17 protein-coding genes and 1 tRNA gene are annotated in these 23,541 nt (G+C 37.1%); 5 read left to right on the forward strand and 13 right to left on the reverse strand.

Annotated elements, in window-relative coordinates:
* Nucleotides 1-256: 256 nt before the first annotated feature.
* The 8 genes from RGQ13_RS10255 to RGQ13_RS10290 form a co-directional block, all read right to left on the reverse strand.
* Nucleotides 257-347, reverse strand: a tRNA-Ser gene (locus tag RGQ13_RS10255).
* Between the two features lie 151 nt (nt 348-498).
* A complete protein-coding gene (gene alr, locus RGQ13_RS10260) occupies nt 499-1,605 on the reverse strand; it encodes an alanine racemase (protein WP_348389657.1) in 1,107 nt (368 codons plus the stop codon).
* Nucleotides 1,605-2,462 (reverse strand): aminotransferase class IV, encoded by an 858-nt coding sequence (locus tag RGQ13_RS10265; protein WP_348389658.1) that lies wholly within the window; start codon nt 2,460-2,462, stop codon nt 1,605-1,607. The genes alr and RGQ13_RS10265 overlap by 1 nt, the downstream gene beginning before the upstream one ends.
* 14 nt (nt 2,463-2,476) lie before the next feature.
* Nucleotides 2,477-3,343 (reverse strand): glutamate cyclase domain-containing protein, encoded by an 867-nt coding sequence (locus RGQ13_RS10270; RefSeq protein ID WP_348389659.1) that lies wholly within the window; start codon nt 3,341-3,343, stop codon nt 2,477-2,479.
* 19 nt (nt 3,344-3,362) lie between these two features.
* The gene (locus tag RGQ13_RS10275; protein ID WP_348389660.1) at nt 3,363-4,322 is read right to left on the reverse strand and encodes a 5-oxoprolinase subunit C family protein; all 960 of its coding nucleotides are present in this window, start codon (nt 4,320-4,322) and stop codon (nt 3,363-3,365) included.
* The gene (pxpB, locus tag RGQ13_RS10280; RefSeq protein ID WP_348389661.1) at nt 4,319-4,996 is read right to left on the reverse strand and encodes a 5-oxoprolinase subunit PxpB; all 678 of its coding nucleotides are present in this window, start codon (nt 4,994-4,996) and stop codon (nt 4,319-4,321) included. Before pxpB ends, RGQ13_RS10275 begins: the two co-directional genes overlap by 4 nt.
* Complete coding sequence (locus RGQ13_RS10285; RefSeq protein ID WP_348389662.1) at nt 4,993-5,727, reverse strand: 5-oxoprolinase subunit PxpA; 735 nt, start codon at nt 5,725-5,727, stop codon at nt 4,993-4,995. The genes pxpB and RGQ13_RS10285 overlap by 4 nt, the downstream gene beginning before the upstream one ends.
* An 18-nt stretch (nt 5,728-5,745) precedes the next feature.
* Nucleotides 5,746-6,534, reverse strand: coding sequence for a putative hydro-lyase (locus RGQ13_RS10290; RefSeq protein WP_348389663.1), 789 nt, complete (start codon nt 6,532-6,534; stop codon nt 5,746-5,748).
* A 374-nt stretch (nt 6,535-6,908) separates the two neighbouring features.
* On the opposite strand from RGQ13_RS10290, the gene RGQ13_RS10295 reads away from it, so the two are divergent.
* Entirely contained in the window at nt 6,909-7,073 is a 165-nt protein-coding gene (locus RGQ13_RS10295; RefSeq protein ID WP_348389664.1) for a hypothetical protein, read from the forward strand.
* 220 nt (nt 7,074-7,293) lie between these two features.
* On the opposite strand, the gene RGQ13_RS10300 is transcribed toward RGQ13_RS10295, so the two are convergent.
* The 3 genes from RGQ13_RS10300 to RGQ13_RS10310 all read right to left on the reverse strand — a co-directional run bounded on the left by RGQ13_RS10300 (nt 7,294) and on the right by RGQ13_RS10310 (nt 13,201).
* Nucleotides 7,294-8,871, reverse strand: a complete 1,578-nt coding sequence (locus RGQ13_RS10300; protein ID WP_348389665.1) for an N-acyl-D-amino-acid deacylase family protein — start codon at nt 8,869-8,871, stop codon at nt 7,294-7,296.
* 15 nt (nt 8,872-8,886) lie between these two features.
* Complete coding sequence (locus RGQ13_RS10305; RefSeq protein ID WP_348389666.1) at nt 8,887-10,068, reverse strand: M14 family metallopeptidase; 1,182 nt, start codon at nt 10,066-10,068, stop codon at nt 8,887-8,889.
* Between the two features lie 97 nt (nt 10,069-10,165).
* Entirely contained in the window at nt 10,166-13,201 is a 3,036-nt protein-coding gene (locus RGQ13_RS10310) for a TonB-dependent receptor domain-containing protein (RefSeq protein WP_348389667.1), read from the reverse strand.
* A gap of 431 nt (nt 13,202-13,632) precedes the next feature.
* Here RGQ13_RS10310 and RGQ13_RS10315 point away from each other — a divergent pair, with 431 nt between their 5' ends.
* Complete coding sequence (locus RGQ13_RS10315) at nt 13,633-14,520, forward strand: LysR family transcriptional regulator (RefSeq protein ID WP_348389668.1); 888 nt, start codon at nt 13,633-13,635, stop codon at nt 14,518-14,520.
* A 79-nt stretch (nt 14,521-14,599) separates the two neighbouring features.
* Here the strand turns inward: RGQ13_RS10315 and RGQ13_RS10320 are convergent, their stop codons facing one another.
* Nucleotides 14,600-19,360, reverse strand: coding sequence for an NAD-glutamate dehydrogenase (locus tag RGQ13_RS10320; RefSeq protein ID WP_348389669.1), 4,761 nt, complete (start codon nt 19,358-19,360; stop codon nt 14,600-14,602).
* A 262-nt stretch (nt 19,361-19,622) separates the two neighbouring features.
* On the opposite strand from RGQ13_RS10320, the gene RGQ13_RS10325 reads away from it, so the two are divergent.
* From RGQ13_RS10325 to RGQ13_RS10335, 3 genes are all read left to right on the forward strand, one after another.
* On the forward strand, nt 19,623-20,900 hold the full coding sequence (locus tag RGQ13_RS10325) for a type III PLP-dependent enzyme domain-containing protein (protein WP_348389670.1): 1,278 nt from the start codon (nt 19,623-19,625) through the stop codon (nt 20,898-20,900).
* Between the two features lie 136 nt (nt 20,901-21,036).
* Nucleotides 21,037-22,248: a sodium/glutamate symporter gene (gene gltS / locus RGQ13_RS10330; protein ID WP_348389671.1), complete on the forward strand. Its 1,212-nt coding sequence runs from the start codon at nt 21,037-21,039 to the stop codon at nt 22,246-22,248.
* 15 nt (nt 22,249-22,263) lie between these two features.
* Nucleotides 22,264-23,361 carry a transporter substrate-binding domain-containing protein gene (locus RGQ13_RS10335; protein WP_348389672.1) on the forward strand — a complete coding sequence of 366 codons (1,098 nt, stop codon included), beginning with the start codon at nt 22,264-22,266 and terminating at the stop codon, nt 23,359-23,361.
* 8 nt (nt 23,362-23,369) lie between these two features.
* Here the strand turns inward: RGQ13_RS10335 and RGQ13_RS10340 are convergent, their stop codons facing one another.
* Nucleotides 23,370-23,507, reverse strand: a complete 138-nt coding sequence (locus RGQ13_RS10340) for a hypothetical protein (protein ID WP_348389673.1) — start codon at nt 23,505-23,507, stop codon at nt 23,370-23,372.
* Nucleotides 23,508-23,541 lie beyond the last annotated feature (34 nt).

A 23,541-nucleotide genomic window follows, 5' to 3' on the forward strand; every position in this document is an offset into this window, starting at 1 on the left:
GGAATATAAGAGAAAATATTTGCTGATATATTAAGCATAACTAAAAATTGTAGGAATGACAGAAAAACTGCCGTATGGAAATACAAATTTACAATTTATTACCGGCAAAAAAAACTAATCTTTCGATTAGGTTTTTCTTTTAAATATGGCGGTGAGATAGAGATTTGAACTCTTAAATATGAGTTGGCTACAAACCCATGCCTTTTTTATGGATGAAAAAAAACCTAATCTTTCGATTAGGTTTTTCTTTAAAATATGGCGGTGAGATAGAGATTTGAACTCTAGATGGGCTACAAACCCATGCCGGTTTTCAAGACCGGTGCTTTCGACCACTCAGCCATCTCACCAATGACGCGAATATTAAAGATTGCTGACGCACTTGTAAAGGCCTAAATCTAAATTTTTTTAATTAATTTAATAAAATTTGACTGTTTGCAGAAAAAACCAACAAAGACTGTTTAAAAAGTGAAAACGTAAGTCAAAATTGTACTAAAAAATCTAATCGACTAAAATACTTGGTGTTCTTTTTGGCATTCTAGTTAAGGCTTCATAGCCAATGGTATCAGAATACTTCGCAATTTCATTGACAGGAAGTTCTGGTCCCCATAAGAACACATCATCGCCAATATCAACGTCTTTGATATCAGTAACGTCAATAGTGAGCATATCCATAGATACACGCCCCGCTAAAGGAGCTATTTGACCATTAATCAATGTAGGCGTTCCAGATTTTGCCCCCCTTGGATAGCCATCACCATAGCCAATAGCTACAGTGGCAATTTTGGTCGTTCGTGTAGCTGTCCAAGTTTGGTTATAGCCAACTGACTGCCCTGCTGCAATCTCTCGAATTGAAATAATTGCTGACATTAGAGTCATCACAGGCTTTAATCGTTTTGACGCTTCATTGTCTTTAGTCAAAGGTGAATTACCATAAAGCATAAAACCAACTCGGTTCCAATCTAATCGAGCTTCAGGGCAAGCAAGCAACCCGGCTGAATTGGACAAACTACAAGGTATAATTTCGCTATCAGCTAAAGATTTTTGTAGCAGTGTTTTAGTTTCATTAAAGATTTTAATTTGATTTTTCGTTTCCGAACTTTCATGATCATCAGCACTAGAGAAATGAGTTGCTAACACTATTTCTTCGCAAACATTAACACTGGCTTTTAATGCTAAATAAATATCATTTACCAGCTTAGGTTGAACCCCTAAACGGTGCATGCCAGTGTCAACTTTCAACCAAACGTTAACTGGCTGTGAAATATTAGCATTTAACACCCAATCAGCTTGCTGAGAGTTATCAACCATGATCCAAAAATTGTTCGTAACAGCTATTTCAACTTCATCGTTGCTAAATATACCCTCTAATAACAATATCGGCTTGCTTATCCCTCCGGCTCGAAGCTCAAGAGCTTCTTCAATGCAGGCAACACCGAATGCAGGTACTAGAGGCTCTAAAATAGATGCAATTACAACGGCACCATGGCCATAAGCATTTGCTTTTACCACGGCTAAATTATTAGAGTTAGGTGCTAATTCTTGCGCAACTTGATAATTGTGACATAGCGCACTTTGACTTATTAATGCTTTAGTAGGACGAGCCATTAGTAATTATATTTTCCTGAACTAAATAGTGATTGTGCTGCGAGCCAAACATCACCGATTTCACCGTTACCAACAGCTTTACCGTTAAGTTCTACTACAGGTGCGACTTCTTTGCTTGAACTAGTTAGCCAAATTTCATCAGCATTTTCAACTTCTTCCATAGTAACTATACGTTCCTCAACTTTCAATGAGCCATCTTTTGTAAGAATGTCGAGTAAAATCAAACGAGTAATACCAGGTAAAATTTGATTGTCTAAAGGTGGTGTAGCGATAACACCATCTTTAACAACATAAACATTACAAGCACTTGCCTCAGTTAGTTCGTTGTTTTCATTAAATAATAATGTTTCATTACAGCCTTGTTCAAAGCCATGTTGGTAATGCATTACATTACCTAATAGAGCGGTTGACTTTATGTGACAACGTTTCCAGCGTAAGTCTTCTGTTGAATTTACTTTATATGTTTTAGCAATAGCTTTATCTGCTACGTTTGCTGCTGGAATTTCAAAAGCGAAAGCATACACCGTAGGAGCTACATTATTTGGATATGCATGCGCGCGTTTAATATCGGCACCACGACTTACATGTAAGTAAATCCCTAGATTGCCACCACCATTTTTTTCAATGAGTGCATCAACAACTTCACGCCACTTGTCTTCTGTCCAATCGAGCTTTATACCTATTAAGTTCATTCCCTCTTGCATGCGAGCAATATGAGGACCAAAACCGACTAATTTTGTGTCATAGGTCGGGATAACTTCATAAATTCCGTCACCAAACAAAAAACCACGATCCATTGGGGAAATTTTTGCCTGCTGCATAGGCATAAACGAATCGTTTAAAAATACAATACTCATATTACTCTCTAATCTTAAATAAATTTGGTTAACTTGCGCAGGTTCAAAATAATCTCATCACCATACGATGGTGGAAAACTGTCTTCAGTTAAATTATTTTCTCGGGTAACACCATCCACGCTGCCTCTTGCCGATATGTATTTAAGGACAGCAGTTGGGTCTACCTTACCTAGCAAGTCAATATTTGACCACATACCTAATAACGCAAGGATCCCATAGGCCCCCCAATTGGAAACGTCGGCAATTAGCAGCTCATCACATGTTGTTACGGAAGGAGTGATATCTAAACCTGAAATTGCTTGTGTTATATTGCCCATCCCTATTTCATTGCCACCGTCGCCTATGGCAATTGTTGAACATGTTGCTTCATTTAAATAATGATCAAAACAGGCGCAATAAGCGCTTATATCTTCACCGCGCATATTAAAATAGCCACCGTGTTCAGCAAGACCTGGACGTTCAATAGATATAATTGCTTGCGGTTTAAGCTTAGCCAGCGTAGCTATTGCTTCTTCTTTTGCATGGGTGAAATCACCTTCTAACAGTTTATGTACTCGATACTCATCTTCAGTCAAACTTAAAAATGATTCTCCACCAACTAATATGGGATAAGCACCTAGTTCTTCTAGTGCGTTATATAGAGCAATAGCCCCTACTGGTCCATCTGTTTCAAATGTATCAGTTACAGGAAATCCTGTTCCGATTAAAATTGTTCCGGTTAAACCCTGTAGACGTTGGGCTGCTCGAAGATAATACCCAGGCTGTAGTGCGGTTTGTACATCTTTCATACCGCGTGGATTTCGAGCGACAAGTAAATCTTCAATTTGCTTACTTAGTTCAATATCTCTATGGTTTGATTGGTTTTTATTTAAATCAGTCAAAATTTCTCTCTTTAAATACTTAATTTAATAGAAGTTCAATAGGTTCTACTGGATTTAGTTCTATTAATGCCATTTCTATATGTAAAATGTTATGTGCTTGTTCAATTGAAATCTCTTCAAAAGTAACTGTAGCACCTGGTCCACATTGAGCTAATTTAGCTAAATCTATCGATAGAACAGATCCAATTTTGGGATAGCCACCAATAGTCTGCCTATCGTTCATTAACACAATGGGTTGGCCATCAGCAGGCACTTGTATAGCTCCTAAACAAATACCTTCAGATAAAATACCATCTATTGAAGGTTTAGTTTTAGGACCATTTAATCGATATCCCATCCGATCACAGCTTTGTGATACGGAATATTTACCAGAGAAGAAAATCCCTTTTTGAACTTGAGAGAATGCTTCATGTTGGTAGCCTAGTATTACTCTTAAACTAACTGCAGTATCATAAGTCGGAGGCTTATTTAACTTATTGTGATGAGCAGTATTGCTTGTAGTGTATGGTAATACTTGACCTTGTAATATTTTTCCGCCATCAAAGCCACCTACTCCTTCACGAACAACAGTGCTTACACTATTAAATGTTGGTTTGATATTGAACCCACCTGCAACAGCAAGATATGCATGCATTCCTTCGCTCACAAAGCCTAACTTTACGATATCGCCTTTATAGACAGATAAAGATTGCCATTGTGGTTTTGTTTGACCATTAATTGTAAGCGGTAATTTAGCACCTGTGACGCAAAAAGTTGTATCAAGTTGTACTTCTAATTCTAATCCACCAAAAGTAATCTCTAAACAGCTAGTATTGTCAGCATTTGCACACAATTTATTTGCCCATTTAAATGCACTCGAATCTAATGGACCGCCAATGGTTAAGCCAATACTGTGACAACCAAATCGACCTAAGTCTTGAATAAGAGTTAACATTCCAGGGTTAATTACTCTAAATCCTAAAGAAGTTGATTCGTTCATAACTTGCCACCTAAGGCGATAAATTCATCGCGAGTAATCGCCTTGAATTTTACCGTATCTCCAACAACTACCGGCATTGTTGGTGTTGCCATAAGATCAAACATTCGCACAGGACATGATCCTATAATATTCCAACCGCCAGGAGATTCAGCTGGGTAAACTGCTGTTTGTTTATCAGCAATAGCTACCGCTCCTCGAGGTACTTTAAGTCTAGGAGTAGTAAGCCTAGGCGCCGCGATACGCGCGTCTACTTCACCTAAATAGGCAAAACCAGGTGCGAAGCCAATAGCGTAAACCCGATATTCAGTTTTTTGATGGATCTCTATGACTTCATCTACAGATAAGTTTGCTAGCTCGGCTAAACGTTCTAAGTCTGCACCAGATTCTGACGAGTAATAAACGGGTAATGTCACCACTTTTCCTGTTGTCACATCGGCTGTTGAATTATTAGATAATGTACGTTTTATAGTTGCTTGCACATGAAAGTTATCAGTTAAGAACGCATCATATATAACCAGTAAAGATGCATAAGACGGAACGACGTCAATTAATACATCCGCAAGAGCATCTTGAAGTAGCATTGATGCTTGTTGTACTTGTGCTGATACTTCTGGTGATGCACTATCACCAAAATAAATGATTAACGAATTTTCACCCGCTAGCTCAATTTTCATTTAGAAATACGCTCTCTAATTTCTTCAATAGCATTAACGCCATCCATATTATCGCCATGCACACATAATGTGTCTGCATGAATCGCTAAAGTATTACCACTAACTGTTGTTACTGTGCCATGGCTACAAAGTTGTTCGACTTGCGCGATCATTTTTTCTTTATTGTGTACGGCGCCTACTTTACTACGGGCTAGCAGTTTGCCATCATCGTCATAACAACGATCGGCAAAGGCTTCAAACCATAGTTTTATGCCTAACTGCTTCGCTTCTTGTTGATGAATTTTAAAGGCTGGTGTTGCTTGCAGCATTAAGGTAATCGGGTATGGAAATTCAGCAATTGCTTCCATAATTGCCGCTCGCACATCAATATTTGCCATCATGTCATTATATAAAGCGCCATGAGGTTTTACATAGACTAACGTTAAACCTTGAGTTTGGGCCATGCCACTTATAGCAGACATTTGATAATGCATAAAAGCAACAATTTCTTGTTTTGAACATTTCATTGAACGACGTCCAAAACCAACCAAATCTGGATAGCCAGGATGTGCACCAACCATAACATTATGTGTTTTTGCTAATGATAGAGTGTTTTGTATAACTAAAGGGTCTCCAGCATGGAAACCACAAGCAATATTTGCTTGATCAATAAACGGCATTACCGCAGCATCTAGGCCCATAGTCCAAGAGCCATAGCTTTCACCTAAATCACAATTTAATAATAACGACATAATAATTCCCTTATTCGTTTATAAAACAGCTAATTTACTGTTTGGCAAATCGGTTACTAACATACAACCTGGGCTGTGAGTTATACAAAATGGCGGTTTCGCTTGTTCTAGTGCGACTTGAGGGGTCACACCACATGCCCAAAATACGGGTTGTTCACCATCAAAAATGGTTACCGCATCGCCATAGTCGGTAGAGTTTATATCATCGATACCAATCATGCTTGGGTCGCCAAAATGTACAGGTGCACCGTGAACCGATGGAAACCTAGTACATATTTGTATTGCTCGTATTGCATCACTCGGATTAAAAGGACGCATACTTACCACCATATTGCCTTTAAAAGGCCCCGCTGGTTTGCACTCAATGTTAGTTCGATACATAGGAACATTAACTTGCTCGCTAATATTGCGAACATCAAGGCCATCAGCGATTAAACTTTCTTCAAACGAGAATGAACAACCTAAGGCAAAGGTAACTAAATCATCACGCCAGTACTCAGTAATATCAGATACTTCTTCAGTCATTACACCATCTTTAAAAATTCGATAGCTAGGAATATCTGTTCTTAAATCTAAATCAACTGCAACATCATCTAAGTGTACATCACCGGGGTTCTCCGAAACACTAATTAACGGGCAAGGCTTCTGATTTAATTGACAAAACTTTAAAAAATCTGCAGCCCAATCTTTTGGCAACATCACTAAATTACATTGCACAAAACCATGGCAATATCCGGAAGTGTTAGAGTTATGCTCTCCACTTCGTATTTTTTGTCTCAACTGACTAGGGCTAATATTGGTACTCATGTTTATATGGACACTTTATTAATTATGACTATTAGTACTATTACTCTATATTGCTTTACAGAGTATGCATAGTCTAGGCGAAAGGTTTTTTATTATAGTCATTTAGATTAAAAATTGTATATTATTGAATAATTAATCAAATATAAAATAGAAAATGGCGTTTCTGATATATCAAATTAATTATTTTATTTTTGAAATTTATAAATGATATTGAAATTCACTATTTATTAAGGAAATCGCTATTAATAGATGCCATAACCTTTATCTATACCATTCAAAACTCTTGTGAATATTTATTAATGGCAAAGTCTTTTATTCTAAATGTATAAATTATGTTAACCAAAATCAAATGTTAGAGCAATGAAGGTGAAATCATGAACGAAGTTAAAAATGAAGATAACTATTCAATTTTAGACTTATTGAATAAATATTATTCCCCAAAAGTGATTGATGATAAATTTACCAAGCAAAAATTACAGGCAAAATATTACGATCGTTTGGAAGAGCCTGGCGAAGCCTTTGTTCTTGGATATAACTAACCCCCTTCCCTGAGTGGTTAAATGGATTTAGCCACATTTTAATAGCCTATCCCTCTGTATTCTTAGTATTCCTTATATCCTTTTCTATTCCTTACATCCCTGATGTAAAAGAATTTTTGCCATTAATGACAATTCTAAGTTAATTCATCCCTGAATTAAAAAACCGAGGACGCTTTCACATCCTCAATTCAGAAAATTGAATATTTATTTTTAGTTAAGGTTATTCAAAGATAAATTTACCGGCAAGCTTGTTAAGATATTGCTCATTCTCAATAACTACATTGCCATTAATAATAACGGCATCTACACCTTTAGAATATTCATTCCATTTGGCGAAGCTTGCTTGTGGAGCAAACTCATCTGCATCAAAAATAATAACATCGGCTTTAAAATCTAACTTCAATGAACCGCGCTGCTGCAAACCTAGAATTTTTGCTGTTTGACTAGAACTTCTAGAAATAAACTCTCCTATGGTAAGTAATTTTTTGTTGCGTACATATTCACTATATTTTTGTGGAAAGCTGGCAAACTTTCGTGGATGGCCGTTGGTACCATCAGAAGATGTAACTACCCAAGGTTTCAACATAAACGCTTCGACATCTGTTGGCGACATATTGAAAGATGCGACTCTTACATCGCCTTCTTGTACTAACTGCATTGCCGTAGCTACAGCAGTTAAATTACGTTGTTCAGCAATCTGCTTTAAATTTAAGCCGACTAAATTCTGTTCCTTAAAGGCAGTTACAAGTAACGAAGTTGGCCCGCCTCTACGTCTGATATTTTCTTTAATTTCTTGGTTAAGCTTTTCAGACAGTTTTGGATCATTTAAACGTTGATAAAAAGCCTCTTTTGAATCAGCCATAACCCATTTGGGCATTACGGCACTATGCAACTTGGTGCCAGATGCAAGCCATGGATATTGATCTGCAGATATACTAATACCGTTTTTTTGTGCTAATTCAATTTTTTCAATTGCTTGTTGGCTTTGCCCCCAAACGTCGACGCCTAAGGCTTTAATATGAGCCAAGTGTAAATGAATATTTGCTTGTTCAGCAACTTCGATTGCTTCATCAAGAGATGACAAAAAACCAATATTGAAGGTACTTTCATCACGCATATGTGTGTCATAGATGCCGTTATGTTTGCTGGCAATTTTAGCCAGTGCTATCACCTCTGCAGTATTTGCATAACTTCCGGGCACATAATATAAGCCACTTGATAAACCAAGTGCCCCATCTATCATTGCTTGTTCAACTAATGCGGACATCTCTGTAAGTTCAGCTTCTGTTGCAAAGCGCTGTTCTCGGCCCATTACCTGCTCACGGACGCTACCGTGACCTACAAATAATGCGACATTAGTGCCAATACCATTTTCTTCAAGTAGATTGGCGGTAGCGGCTATATCAACAGGACCTTCACCATCATTACCATTAACAACAGTCGTTACACCTTGAGTTAAATAATTTAAGTTATGATTTTTATCTGAGCTGCGTAACTCTGCCAAGCTATGTGTATGCGGATCAATAAAGCCTGGACTTACAACTTTACCTTTAGCATCAATGATTTTTTTAGCATCAACATTGTGCTCACCAGTTTGGTGTAAACCACAAATAACTTGTTCACAAATAGCAATATCCAAGGATTGAGGGGTTAAATTATCACCAGTATAAACAGTCCCGTTTATGATCAATAAATCAACATTATGAGCAACACTTACTAAACTATTATCAGGGGAGCACGAAGCCAACACAGTTAAACTGGTCGCTAGCATTATTAATTTATGTTTAAAATTTTTCATACGATAGTAAAAGTCCTATTCTTTATTGTGGTCTTTGTCTGACAACATATTTGCCATTAATAAATTGGAAGCATTAAAGGCGATATCTTTAATTTCTTGTCTATCAGTATCATCCCCCATTTCATAAGTAATGGCATGTACGCCAAACTTATCTGAAAAATACTGTTTAGCAACCGCCTGATCAGGGTTGTTACCGGGTTTTAATACCACTTCTACATCTGGCATTTTGCGATCTAAGTCGCCTAACCAATGGCGCACGAAATATGGATTTTCAACACCATAATCTACAGGCATGGTATAAAAGATATTTCTTCTTGTTGAATGAAAGTCGACTGCAAACTTAATTTTTTGCCCTTGGGAAACTAATTGATCTAAATAAGCATTTATTTGACGAGTTTCAACTTGATTGAAGTCTATCCAATCACGATTTAAATCGTATCCATTTGCATTATGACGCCAGTTACCTGCTTGGACACCATCGGGGTTGATGTTTGGAATGACTAATACATTGTATTTTTCACGAAACGAAGCGGCTAATTCACTGTTTGAAAGAATGGTTTCTACGAAAGGGAAAAGTGCGAGTGCGCCAGTCACTTCAGGCGGATGCATACGACCTAAAATTACTAACCATTCATTACTACTGCCTTTACTCTCAATTTTGTAGATCGGGCGGCCTTGAGTAGACTCGCCAAGTAAATCATAGCTTATAGACGTTTTTGTTAATAAATCCTTTGCCCAATCTTCATAATACTCATTGTTGATAATTTCTTGACCAGCAATATATACAGGATCAATAGATGCTTCTATATTCATTACTAAACGTTCACCATTGAGCTTATAAGGCTGTAGTTTCCAAGTTGTTCCGTTTTGGCTAATTTTTGGCGGGTATCTATGTTCGTCACCTTGTACCAGCATAGTAACCTTAATTGTTGTTGCTTGTTCTGCTTGTACTTTAAAGGCATACCAAGGACTGGAGTTAATCGGCGCATTTGTTTTATTTAGTTCTGGTATTAACGTAATTAAAAATTCGTTTTCTGCAACTTGTTTACAATTGTCCATACGACCGGTAGCAAAGTCAGTAGAAAACTTAACATTACCGATATTACACGCTTGCGCATTGTCACTTTCACTAGTGGTGCATGAGATAAGTGATAGGGTTGAAAATAATAATGAGCAAGTAAATAATAATTTTTTCATGATTTTATCTTTATAATTGAATGGAAGAAAAATATGGCCCGACTAGATTAACGAGTCGAGCCATATTAAATTAAATACTAATTTTAGTAACTAAAGTTTAGAAGCTATAACTTGCACTAGTGTAGAAGTATCTACCACGGCTTGAATGTAATGAACCGTCATAACCAAAGGTAGTATCTGCTAATGGTGGCTCTTCGTCACTTATATTGTTAATACCAAATGAAAGGTTCAAGTCTTCATATCCCATAAAGTCTTTACGCGTCAAATAAACATTTGCTCGTGTTTGTGACTCCATTTCATAGAATGTTGTAACATCATCAACGGTATTTGAAACGGCAGTATCTACTTCACCAACGTATTTAACAAATAAACCTGCAGCCCATAAGTTATCATTTGACTTCCATTTGATTGACGCCGTAGCTTGCCATTCTGGGATGCTGTTTGTTCCAACAATATCGCCAACGGCAGTACCTAAAACTTCTGGATCTGCTCCGGCATTAAGAATAGTTAAAGCATCACCACCAGCTTCTTGGTCAAACTTTAAAGTTCTAGCGCCATTTAACGATAGACCAAAATCACCAATTGATGTATCCAAGTCATAATTAACTGCAATATCGTAACCCGTAATTGTACGAGTGTTTAGGTTTTCGTAACTGCGATTGATTTGTACAATTTCACCTAACGGATTGTCCTCATCAATTTCTCCACGCACAACGTCTGGGTTTGATGAGCCTTCGCCTCTGGCAATAAGGTCAAGACGTGAAATATTTTCGTCTGAAAGTACACCAACGGTATCAGTAGTCTCAATTTCCCACCAATCATAAGTAAACGTTAAGTTATCCATTGGTTGTAATGTTAAGCCTAAACTAATATTTTCACTTTCCTCAGCTTTTAAGTCTTTGTTACCTGATGTTGATAAATTATAGTTACCATTACCAGAGCCACCATCAGCTAAAGTAGTTGAATTAACCACAACATTGCCATTGGCATCTAAAGAATTTTCAGCATAGTCATCAACACCCGTAGTAAGTGTAGCACCAGGAGAGTTTAGCTGAATTAAGTTAGGCGCTCTAAAACCTTTAGATATTGCCCCCCTAAATTGTAGCATTTCAATTGGGTACCAAGACAAGGCCATTTTCGGACGAGTAATATCACCAATATCGCTAAAGTCTTCATAACGCACAGCTAATTGTACATCTAAGCTGTGAACAGCAGGAAGATCAGCTAATAAAGGTACCGCTAGCTCTACGTAAGCAGAGAAAACTTCACGTTCACCATAAACATCAAGACGAACACTACTACCTTGTAAACTACTTAGGTTGACTGGATCTGCATTACCTTCAACAAATGGTTGTGAACCATCAAATATATCACTGTTGTTTTCATCTAATGTTTCTTCACGATATTCAAGACCCCACGCAATACCAACATCACCTGCAGGTAACTCAAATAAGAATGGGTTAGACGCTTTAAAATCGACCATTGTTAAGGTTGTTTTTGCACTACGTTGAGCTGTAGTTAAAAAGGGGTCAATACTAGATTGCGGATTAGGTGATGAATCTAAAATACTGGTAGGATCATCAGGATTAACACCAGTAAAAGGGTTATAAGCATCAGGAGTATCTAAACTTAATTGAGCTAATAGTAAAGGAGAGCTTATGCGGTTACTCATTTTATCATCAGTTTCTGCTTCACTGTATAATATGCCAGTATCCCAGTCCCAATCATTCCATGTACCGCGTAAACCATTTAAAAAACGATAGCTGGTACTTTCAACTTCAACTTGGCGTGGACCAACATCGGTAGGTCGAATTCGCAAATTATAAGCAAGGCCTTCAACAGGTACGTCTGCAGGATCTAAACCATCAATACGATTAGGGTTTACACGGCCATCGGCAAAGTTTACTGGGCCAAATGGGTTGTAATAACTGTGAGCTGGTACATCAAAAGTACCATTACTTAAAATAGCTGATTGTTCCCACTGACGTTCAGCTGTTGAGCTGTAATAAGTTGACTCATTATAAAACTCAATGCCGTTATCAAATTCATGGCTTAAATTAGTAAAAATATTTAACCTGTCAATATCTGGTACTAAAGTACGTTCTTCATTGCGGTTAGGACGTAATGCTCTGTTGTGACTGCCGGTTTGATCAAGACATACATCACCCATCACTCCACCACCATCAGGTAAAGCACCACCACCACAACTGCTTGCCGTTACTAAATCCCCATCATCATTGGTATAAGTGCTAGGACGAATAATATAATCATCGATACTGCTAGGTAAGCCAATATAGTGTAGATCGGCATGCGGTTCTAAAGTTGAACGGTTATCAAAACTGGTATTTTCGGCCCAGTCACCAGGAGCTCTCGAGCGTAAGTCTTGATTACTTGAAAAACCATTTTCTGATGCCATAACGCCTGATTTCTTAGCATAATTAGCACTGATCATGAAAAACGTTTGGCTATTGTTAAATTCAAATCCTTTGTTACCAGAAATAGTAAAATCATCACGGTCGGTACCTTCTTCAGCGCCATAACGCACTTTAAAGCTACCACCCTCAAAATCTTCTTTAGTAACGTAATTTACTACACCCGCTACAGCATCAGAGCCATACAATGCACCAGCACCATCGCGTAGTACTTCAACACGTGAAAGTCCAGAAACTGGTAAGGTATTTGAGTTAACTGAGGTTACTGGTACGCCAAAGTTTGTTTGCGTAATTGGGTGATTAACCATACGACGACCATTAAGTAAAACTAAGGTGTTACCTTCACCAATGCTACGTAAGTTTACTGAGCCAATATCACCACGTGCAGCATTAGTTCCTGTATTACCACCTCGAGTGCCAGTAAAGCCTACTGCGCCAATTTGTGGTATAGAGCGTAAAAGTTCATCTCCATCTAAAGCACCTGTTGCGGCAATATCTTCAGCATTCAATTCAGTTACAGGTAAAGCACTTGCCATAGTACTGCCTTTAATGTTTGAACCAACTACTATGATTCTTTCAACATCGGCTTCTTTTTCTTCTTGAGTTTGTTCTTGCGCTTGTACAAGTTGTGACGACATTGCTGCCAGTACACACAAACTCAAATGCTTTAGCTTAAAGTTTGACTTAATATTCGTATTCATTTTTCTCACCTTATTTCCCAGTTAATCGTTATTTTTTTAAATTTGTAAGTTAATACTAAATTTTGTGTTTCGATTTTAGATTTCATTTGGTTTACATTTATTTAACACCTAGTAACCATGAATAAAAAGCCGAACAAATACCAATGACTGTTGATTGTAAATCCATAACCTAAGGTTATACACTAAGGTGAAATAGCTAAAACACAAGATGTTAAATTGATGTTATCTTACTGAAAAAGTAGCACAAATAATGAAAATTGCCCAAAACCATAAAAATTAACAAACAATAAGTTTGCACTCTACAGATGATATGATTAACTTAACTATGATGACGTCCAAGCTATATTTTGAGCTTATATCGTCAGTTTTTGACCCATATTTAGAGATTTTTACTGTAGTGATAGTACTTAATTTACTAAAGAGAGAAATGAATGCGACTACGTCATATTGAAATATTTCATGCCATCTACACCACAGGCTCTATAACAAATGCAGCAAATATGTTGCATGTCTCACAACCATCAGTCAGTAAAGTTTTAGCCCATGCAGAACTTCAATTAGGTTTTAATTTATTTAAACGAATTAAGGGAAGATTGATCCCAACCGATGAAGCAGAAATGCTTTATACCGAAGTGGATAAAATATATAAACAAATTTTAGCCCTAAAAAATACAACGGATAATATCAAGAAGCTGGAGTATGGGCGGATAAACCTAGGGATCAGCCCTGCACTAGGTTTTGACGTTACCCCGATAAGTATTGCTAACTATCACAAGAAGTTTTCTAATGTAGAGTTTAATATCACCACCATTCATAACGACTCGGTACAACAAGCTTTGATGGAACACAAGTGCGACTTAGCAGTGTTATTTGCTCCTGAAGATATGCCTGGCGTTAAAGCAATCGATTTGACTACATCAGAATTAGTTATTGTTTATCCGAAAAAATTATTCCCACATTGTCCTGATAAACTTAAACTGAGTGAAGTTGCCGACGCTGAATTTATTGATATTACTAGTAGCGGTCCACTGGGAGATATTGCTTGGAAAAGATTACTAGAAGAAAGTGTTTCACCAAAATCTTTAATTAAAGTACAAACCTATTTTATTGCCGCGAGATTAGTTGCCCAAGGATTGGGAATATGTATTGTAGATAAATTTACCGCTGAAAATAACTTAACCGAAGATATTGCTATTGCTTCTTTTGATCCACCCTTAAATGTTTCGATTAAAGGCTTACATCTAGAAAATAAAGGCTTGCCTAAAGTTGTGCAAGAATTCATTCCTTATTTAACTGAAGTGTTTGCCAGTAAAAAATAAAGCTTGTTAGGTTGGGTAAAGAAAAACATAAAGGCAGTGATTAACTTTCACTGCCTTTATTTTTGTAATCTACTAATGTCTAACTAAGCAACGTGCGCATCTGTCTGTTGGCAAAATATAACTTGTCGATAGTAAGGACCCCTGCAACTTTTAGATCATCAATTACTCTTTCCACCCTACTTAAATCAGCTACCTTTGTATCTGCCCACTTATCTATAGCAACATCACAAGCAAACTTGTTATACCTTGTACTGATTTTTAGCACTAATTGCTCTCTTAACTCAAGTAAGTCGAGTAATAAAGAAAACAATGCCATTCTAGACCAATGATCTGTCGTTTCAACAATTTCCGTTTGTTCAATCAACCATGAAATACCAATTATTTGCGTTATTTTTTGGTAACTCACCAATACTTGTTCAACAGAAACTTTTAATTCTGCCGCCGTTTTAACAATGTCACAAAAAACCACACTTGAAACTTTTAGTTGATGAATTTTATCGACTATACTGCGACTATTTTCTCCCGCTTGTAACTGGTATAAGGATTTGCTTACAGGAGTAAACGGTAATATTACTTCGTCACTATTGAGCTGTTGCAATAAGTTGATTCCCGGACTGAATTTAGCAACAACACTATTTATGCTTGATTGATGGTCATCATGGTTTATAAACCAAATTGCCATTAACCTATAAAAACGTTGCACCTCAACTAACATCTTCACTTGAATTTCAGCAGAAACTATACCGTCTAAAGATTCTATTTCTTTCCATATGCTATCTAACTGGAATATCTCTTTAGTGATAATAAAGGCTTTTACAATCTGCTCGATACTTGCACCAGTTTGCTCTCTAACCGCGTGAATGCCGCCCCGATTAAAAATTTCATTAGCAACGGCAGTAGCTATAATTTGCTTGGCCAGAGGATGCTCTACAATTTCTTGTTGATATTTTTCCTGCAGTACAGGAGGAAATGCCGCCAATAAGTACTTTTCAAAGTACTCATCATCAAGCAAACTTGTTTGCTTTAATAAGGCATTATTTACATCCATTTTTGAGTAAGCCATTAATACCGCTAGTTCAGGACGTGTAAGGCCTTTTTTATTTAAGATACGTGTTTGTAATTCATCATCATCAGGCAGATATTCAAGTTCTCGATTGAGATCGACACTGTCGACAAGGTAATGGGTCAAACGAGTAAAACTGTCAAAGTGGGCATGGTTATTCGCTTCATCCAAACTCAACGCTTGTACTTGGTAAGTGTTGTTCTGCAACACCATTTTACTTACGTCAGTGGTCATTTGTTCAAGTAAAGAGTCTCGTTCACCCTTAATTAAATTCCCGTCAGATAATAAACGATTAAGCAAAATTTTGATGTTTACTTCATTGTCGGAACAATTCACACCTGCAGAATTATCCACGGCATCGGTATTTACTCTACCACCGGCTTTAGCAAACTCGATCCTTGCCAATTGCGTACAACCTAAGTTACCGCCTTCTCCAATGACTTTACATTGTAGTTGGGCAGCGTTAACTCTTAGGGGATCATTACCTTTGTCGCCAACGTCATTATTATTTTCTTCTGTTGCTTTCACGTAGGTGCCAATACCGCCAAACCAAAGTAAATCAGCATTTGCTTTGAGGATATAACTAATTAGTTGGTTGGGGGATAAAGTTTCTACATGGCCAGGAATCTTCAACAATTTCTTAATTTGTTCTGATGGAGTAATTCTTTTAAGGCTACGGCTAAATACCCCGCCACCCGCAGAAATCAGCTCAGCGCTGTAATCTACCCATGATGATCGCGGCAGATTGTACAGCCTTTGTCGCTCTTTAAAACTTGTTGAGGCCACAGGAGCAGGATCAATAAAAATATCACGATGATCAAACGCTGCCACAAGTTTAATAGTGTTTGAAGATAACATGCCATTGCCAAATACATCGCCAGACATATCACCAATACCAATGGCAGTGATCTCATCATGCTGAACATCTACGTCCATTTCTCGAAAGTGCCTTTGTACTGACACCCAAGCCCCCTTTGCGGTAATGCCCATTTTTTTATGGTCGTAACCCACACTACCACCCGAGGCAAACGCATCACCTAACCAAAAGTCATAATCATTAGCAAGTTCATTAGCAATATCTGAAAACGTTGCAGTTCCTTTATCAGCAGCAACCACCAGATAACTGTCATCTCCATCAAAACACACTACTTGCTGTGGTTTTATGATCCCTTGTTGAGTGTTGTTATCGGTAATATCAAGCAAGGATGATATAAATAATTTATAACATTCAATAGCTTCGCTAGTTATTTCGTCTCTACTACCGTCACTTGGGAGCTGCTTAGGCACAAAGCCACCTTTAGCGCCTTGTGGTACAATAACGACGTTTTTAACTTGCTGTGCTTTTACTAATCCTAAAATTTCGGTACGAAAATCTTCTTCTCTATCTGACCAACGTAGCCCCCCCCGAGAAACAGCACTAAAACGTAAGTGAACCCCTTCCACTCTTGGTGAGTAAACAAAGGTTTCTACATAAGGTCTAGGTTGAGGAGCATCTTCAATTTCTCCACTTAAGATCTTAAATGAGCAATATGATTTTTGCTGACCAGTATTTGATAATTGATAAAAATTGGTTCTTACTGTCGCTGAAATAGCAGCGATGAAATTACGCAGAATTCGATCATGATCTATCTTAGAAACTTTATTTAAACGACCAAACAGGCACTTAGCTATATCATTGGCTAATAACATGCGTTTAGAAATAGAACTGTTATTTAATGAAAAGCGCTGTTCAAATAATGCGACTAAATCGCCGACAATTTCTGGGTATGCAATTAATGCCTGCTGAAAATACTCTTCACTGTAACCAAGGCCAAGTTGACGCAAGTATTTACCATAAGCACGAATAATGACAATTTGCCTAATATTGATATTGGCAGTTAGTAATAATTTATTGTAGCCATCATTTTCAATTTCTTGCGCCCAGATGTCAGTTAAAGCTTGCTCTAAATTAGCTTTAACTTGTTTTAAATCGAGAGTTTTATCACTAGGACATTCAAGTGTATAGCTATACAAATCATTGCTTGAGTTATTATCAGCCAGCACTTTAAAACTAAATTCATCTAATGGTCGAAAACCAAGATTTTCCAAAATTGGAATTGAATCACTTAAAGCAATACCTTGTGCTTGAGAATAAATGTTTAAACGTAATAAATTATGTTGGTCTTGCTCATTACGATAAATTTGAAATTGATACTTTTGATCTTGGTTAAGCGTTTCAAAATACTCTATATCTTTAGCTGCGGCTAACGCTGAAAACTTCTCACGATAACTTTTGGAAAAACAATTACTGTATTTATTAATTAACTGTGTTGCTTGTGCATCATCCCAGCGCTCTTGAATAAGCGTACATAGACTTTCCATCCAACTTTTTGTTTTTTCTTCAATACGGTTAATTAAATCGGTAAGATTTACATTGCTTGATGCTTGTTCGCCTTTAACCAGAGTGAAATGCCATTGCGCCAGATAATTATCATTAAGCATTGAGCACCGAGATAATATTTTCCCACCATAAAATTCACACAATTGTGCTTCAATTTCATCGCGTAAATCAGTACAAAAAGCATCTTTAGAAACAAAGACCAGAGCCGATACCTGCTGGTTAAAGTTATTTTCACGAATAAATGTTCCACATTTACTTTGCGCATTAAGGTTATAAATGCCTTTAGCCAAAGAAAACAAGTTAGCAGCGTTGCTTTCAAAAATTTCACGCTTGGGCAAAGCTTTGAGAATATGCCTAAATTTTTTGTAATTATGACTTTCTTCTTTATAGTTAACGCGATCTAGAACCGCATTTAACTTAGCTTGTAAATAAGGTATTTTAATAGGATTTTGACTATTTACAGCCTGAGTAAATAAGCCGATAAATCGATGTATAGCAATCACATCACCCTGCGCAGAGTATTCTTTTATGCTTATCTGATCATAGTAATCGTTACGATGAATCTTTGCCTTTACGGTTGATTTTGAAATCAGCAAGGCTTGCTCTGAATCGATAAAATGTTGCAGCTCTTTGCTGTTAATTCTAAGTACTGATTTATCAAGTGTGAGCGGATCAATACTTTGCTTAAAAATTCCCAAACTTTCTATATGATTTTTTTGTTTATTGCGCTCATCGATAATAAATGGGTAATAACCTAGAAAAGTAAAATTATCCTGGCACAGCCAATGCAGAAAATCTTGCACTTGCTCACTATTATCTCCGTTGTTTGCGTGATTACTTTGAACGTCAGCTACAGCTTTTGCTTGTTTAAGCATTACCGGCCAGTCGTCGGTCACCATCTTAACTTCTATTAACAGAGTAAGAAGTTTTTCCTTTAACGAAGTACAGGCTTTGTCGTTTAATAAGCTACTTAGTTCAATATAAATAACGGATACATCGCTTTCTTGCTGTATATCAGTATCAATTGTTTCTTGCTCGTTATTAATAACCGGATGCAAGCAATTTTTGATTCTATATCCCTCAGCAAGCAATAAATTAGTTATTGAGTCAAAAATAAACGGCTTATCATCACTGATAATATGCAAAGTTGAGACGTTCGCGCCATCTTGCCTTAGTGTTTTTATAACAACTTTATTTTCTTGGCGTTGTCGTGTAGTAAAGCTCTCCCAAAGAGATAGAGCAAGATCAAAACGGCGCTCTAATGGCATCAGTTGAACTTCGTCATTTAAAGAGGATTCAAGTAACACTTGCGAAAACTCGGTAAAGGGCTGCACGTTAGCTTCACTGTAGTTGTTAGCAATATAACTGTTTAAGTTCTGAGTTATTGCTGTAGTCATAATAATCACCTTAATATGAAATTTAAATTCAACCAAAGCGCTGTTAGCATTAACTTTGGGATTCTAAAAATCATATCCAGTGTGCAGATCTGCGACAAATTCATTTCGAGAGTAAAGGTATAACCTTGTGTTGTAGGTAAATTTACATGCCATAACCAAAAGTTATACGTTAGCCAACACTTAGTAATATCGCTACATTTAACAGTCCTTTATCTTAAATGCATCAAATTTTTTACTAAAATTAAAATCTAGAGATGCCCAAATGATAAGAAAACAGCAGATAATACAAAAAGCTATTGCGGCTAATGTTATTGATAGTGACCTAACAGCTATTGGTATAATGGATTTCGACGGTTTACAAAAAACTGTTGCCGCAGCCTATGATGCTTTTCCAACAAACTTTTTTCATACCTTTGCAGTAAAAGCCAATGCACTGGTTGAGGTGTTAAAAGTATTACGCGAATACGGTATGGGCGCTGAAGTAGCAAGCCCAGGAGAATTGTTAATTGCTAAGAATGCTGGATTTAGTAACAAAGATATTATATTTGATTCACCTGCTAAAACGTTAAATGATTTACGCACATGCATTAAAAACGACATCTCATTAAACATAGATAACCTGCAAGAGCTTGCCCGTGTAGACAAATTAATGCTGGAATTCCCAAATACCAAATCAGTAATTGGATTTCGTATTAACCCACAAATTGGCGGTGGAGCGATAAGCTCAACCAGTACTGCTACAGCAACATCAAAATTTGGCTACCCATTAGCCGATGGTAGCAATAGACAAGAGCTAATTAATATATATCAACAACGCCCATGGCTCACTAGCTTACATACCCATAGTGGCTCTCAAGGGTGTGCATTAGAATTAATGGCCAAAGGTATTTTGGTTATCACTGAACTAGCCGAAGAAATTAATAACAACACTGGTACACAACAAATTGCTCGCTTAGATATTGGTGGCGGTTTACCCGTTAACTTTGCCTCAGAAGAAGTAACTCCTAGTTTTGCTGATTATGCACAAATACTAAAACAGACTGTTCCAGTTTTGTTTACTGATAAATATCAGGTTAAAACTGAATTTGGTCGAGCAATTGCAGCAAAAAATGGCGTTATTATTACACGAGTTGAATACACCAAAAATTCTGGTGGACGACATATTGCCACCACTCATGCGGGCGCACAGATAATGACCAGAACAGCATTTTTACCAACATCATGGCCGATACGCGTAACCGGTTATAGTGCGGTTGGCCTTGAAAAAACAGCTGAAGAATTTGAAATTGTTGCAACCGACGTGGCTGGCCCATGTTGTTTTGCTGGTGATCTGATTTGTGCAGATCAACAATTACCAAAACTTGTCCCTAACGATTACGTCATGGCTCATGATACTGGGGGCTATTATTTTAGTAATCACTTTGATTATAATAGCTTACCTCGGGTTGGCGTATTCTCAGTAAGCGGCAATGATGAAAATTTAAATTTCAACTGCATTCGAAAAGCTGACTCTCTTGACGATGTCGCTAATAATATGTAACTAAAGTCACCTTAATCTGACAACCTAAATTACTGAGAGAAAGTTAAATTATTCATAGTAAAATCAAAAAAAGTCATTCTTCTATTTAACAGTTGATGAAAAATAAATATAAAAATTAAGAGGTAAATACTCTCCCATGAATATTGATATTGGTATTATAGAAACATTATTAGTCGCATTATTGATCCTATTTGCAGGCTATTTTTGCAATAGTAAAATAAAATTTCTACGTAATAATAATATTCCAGAGCCAGTCGTTGGCGGTATAGTATTTTCTTTAATTGCAGCTTTTGCGTACAGCTATTTAGATATTCAATTTAACTTTGACATGAGCTTTAAAAAGCCATTTATGACGATATTTTTTACCACAGTAGGTTTAGGTGCCAGTTTTAAACTGTTACTTAAAGGTGGCCCTAAAGTAGTGTTGTTTTTAATCGTTACCTCTACATATTTAATTTTGCAAAATGCTGTAGGTGTAACTCTTGCGATGACAACTGGCATGGATCCTCTAATGGGTTTAATTGGTGGTTCGGTAACACTGTCAGGCGGACATGGTAACGGCGCAACGTATGCCGATTTGTTTATAACAGAATATAATATGGATGGTAGTGTTTTTGAGTTAGCGATGGCCGCGGCTACATTAGGCCTAGTGCTCGGCGGTTTAGTTGGCGGACCGGTCAGCAAACGCCTAATAAAGCGCAATAACTTAAAAGCTAATGAATTTCATGAAGAACTTGATGACACTGTAACATTTAATCCTGAAGATCATGATTTAGTTACTCCGAAAAAAATGATGGAAACGTTATTTGTTATCCTATTATGTATGGTTGTAGGTCACTTTGGACATGTTGCTTTAAAAGAAATGGGCGTTGTTTTACCCTCTTTTCTAATACCACTTTTATTTGGTGTATTAGCTACCAACATATGTGAATTTTCAAAAGCTTATACTATCAGTCGGCCCTGTATCGATTTATGGGGCACTATGTCTTTGTCAATATTTTTAGCGATGGCATTGATGTCGTTAAAAATTTGGGAATTAGCAAATCTTGCTGGCCCGATGATGTTTATAATTTTAATACAAACCGTAATACTAATGATGTTTGCATATTTTGTGACCTTTAGAATTATGGGAAAAAATTATGATGCGGCAATTATGGCTGGTGGACATTGTGGTTTTGGTCTAGGTGCAACACCGACGGCAGTAGCAAATATGGAAGCTTTAGTTGCTCGTCATGGCCCTTCTCCGCAAGCCTTCTTAGTAGTGCCTTTAGTTGGTGCTTTTTTTATCGATATTACAAATGCCTTGGTGATTCAGCTATATTTAAGTTTACCTTTCGTTGGAAACTAACCATAGAGATATTAAATGTTACGTAAGTTTATTTTTTTAATTAGCTTTATGTCGGCAGTATTACTGCCGAATAATGCAGTACTTGCAGAAACTGATAATGGTCAAGTATCCCAGCAACAAATATTACGCATAGGCACGATGCATTCGCCACCGTTTTCAATTAAGAATTCAGACAATAGTTGGTCTGGGATCAGTATTGAATTGTGGCGTGAAATTGCAATTGAATTGAATATTGAATACGTATTTGAAGAGAGTACCCTGCCAGAGTTACTTGATGGTGTTCAGCAAGGCGATTTAGATGCGGTTATTGCAGCAATAACCATTACTGAAGAACGTGAAGCGTTAATGGATTTCACCCATCCACACCATACAACCGGTTTTGCCATTGCTACAAAATCCGATCAAGAAAGTAATATCTGGGAATCTACTTTTTTCCAATTATTTTCTTGGCAATTTATTAAGGTTGTGGGTACTTTATTTTTATTGCTGTTTTTTGTTGGTTGGCTAATGTGGTTAGTTGAACATAAGCATAAATCTAAATGCGAAGACAGTCACACGATTCAACACGTAAACGAAGGGTTTTGGTGGGCAGCAGCAACCATGACAACCGTTGGTTACGGCGATAAAACTCCACTCACTAAGGTAGGTAGAGCTATTGGCGTAGTGTGGATGTTTACTGCATTGATGATAGTAGCAAGTTTTATCGCCGCATTCTCAAGTATCCTCACAGTACAAAAAATTAATACCAATATCCAAAGCTTACATGATCTTAATAAGATGCATATAGCTACACTAGACGGTTCTACCAGCGAAATATTTCTCAAAAATAACGGTTATATGGTCGTCAACTTTGCCAATATAAGTGATGGGCTGGAAGCGGTTGCACAAGGAAAAATGGATGCTATGGTATATGATGCACCATTATTACAGTACTTTATAGAAACCGAATTTAAAGGTGAAATTGAAATATCTCCTGCAACTTTTGAGCGCCAAGATTACGGCTTTGCCTTAACTCAAGGCAGTGAGTTAAGAGAGCCATTAAATCGTGTATTGTTGCGGATTGTACGCAACGAAAGTTGGCGAGAAAAACTGGAAAAATATTTAGGCAAGTAGTTATTTAATTAAGCTTCCAATATTTCGCGTTGTTCTGCCACTTCAATACGAATATCAAAATCACGTGGCCAGCCACCATTACCATAGTCAAACACTGTCGATTCTGATACTTTATTTACTTCTTTAGTCTCGTTTTGCTCTTCCATCATACTTTCCTTTTTTACATTTTATGTAGTATTT

Source organism: Thalassotalea psychrophila (assembly GCF_031583595.1).
Classification (GTDB): domain Bacteria; phylum Pseudomonadota; class Gammaproteobacteria; order Enterobacterales; family Alteromonadaceae; genus Thalassotalea_A; species Thalassotalea_A psychrophila.

What these genes read in the sequence shown, in the direction of transcription:
- alr (WP_348389657.1), bottom strand. Translation starts at nt 1,605, where the DNA reads ATGGCTCGTCCTACTAAAGCATTAATAAGTCAAAGTGCGCTATGTCAC.
- RGQ13_RS10265 (WP_348389658.1), bottom strand. Translation starts at nt 2,462, where the DNA reads ATGAGTATTGTATTTTTAAACGATTCGTTTATGCCTATGCAGCAGGCA.
- RGQ13_RS10275 (WP_348389660.1), bottom strand. Translation starts at nt 4,322, where the DNA reads ATGAACGAATCAACTTCTTTAGGATTTAGAGTAATTAACCCTGGAATG.
- pxpB (WP_348389661.1), bottom strand. Translation starts at nt 4,996, where the DNA reads ATGAAAATTGAGCTAGCGGGTGAAAATTCGTTAATCATTTATTTTGGT.
- RGQ13_RS10285 (WP_348389662.1), bottom strand. Translation starts at nt 5,727, where the DNA reads ATGTCGTTATTATTAAATTGTGATTTAGGTGAAAGCTATGGCTCTTGG.
- RGQ13_RS10290 (WP_348389663.1), bottom strand. Translation starts at nt 6,534, where the DNA reads ATGAGTACCAATATTAGCCCTAGTCAGTTGAGACAAAAAATACGAAGT.
- RGQ13_RS10295 (WP_348389664.1), top strand. Translation starts at nt 6,909, where the DNA reads ATGAACGAAGTTAAAAATGAAGATAACTATTCAATTTTAGACTTATTG.
- RGQ13_RS10300 (WP_348389665.1), bottom strand. Translation starts at nt 8,871, where the DNA reads ATGAAAAATTTTAAACATAAATTAATAATGCTAGCGACCAGTTTAACT.
- RGQ13_RS10305 (WP_348389666.1), bottom strand. Translation starts at nt 10,068, where the DNA reads ATGAAAAAATTATTATTTACTTGCTCATTATTATTTTCAACCCTATCA.
- RGQ13_RS10310 (WP_348389667.1), bottom strand. Translation starts at nt 13,201, where the DNA reads ATGAATACGAATATTAAGTCAAACTTTAAGCTAAAGCATTTGAGTTTG.
- RGQ13_RS10315 (WP_348389668.1), top strand. Translation starts at nt 13,633, where the DNA reads ATGCGACTACGTCATATTGAAATATTTCATGCCATCTACACCACAGGC.
- RGQ13_RS10320 (WP_348389669.1), bottom strand. Translation starts at nt 19,360, where the DNA reads ATGACTACAGCAATAACTCAGAACTTAAACAGTTATATTGCTAACAAC.
- RGQ13_RS10325 (WP_348389670.1), top strand. Translation starts at nt 19,623, where the DNA reads ATGATAAGAAAACAGCAGATAATACAAAAAGCTATTGCGGCTAATGTT.
- gltS (WP_348389671.1), top strand. Translation starts at nt 21,037, where the DNA reads ATGAATATTGATATTGGTATTATAGAAACATTATTAGTCGCATTATTG.
- RGQ13_RS10335 (WP_348389672.1), top strand. Translation starts at nt 22,264, where the DNA reads ATGTTACGTAAGTTTATTTTTTTAATTAGCTTTATGTCGGCAGTATTA.
- RGQ13_RS10340 (WP_348389673.1), bottom strand. Translation starts at nt 23,507, where the DNA reads ATGGAAGAGCAAAACGAGACTAAAGAAGTAAATAAAGTATCAGAATCG.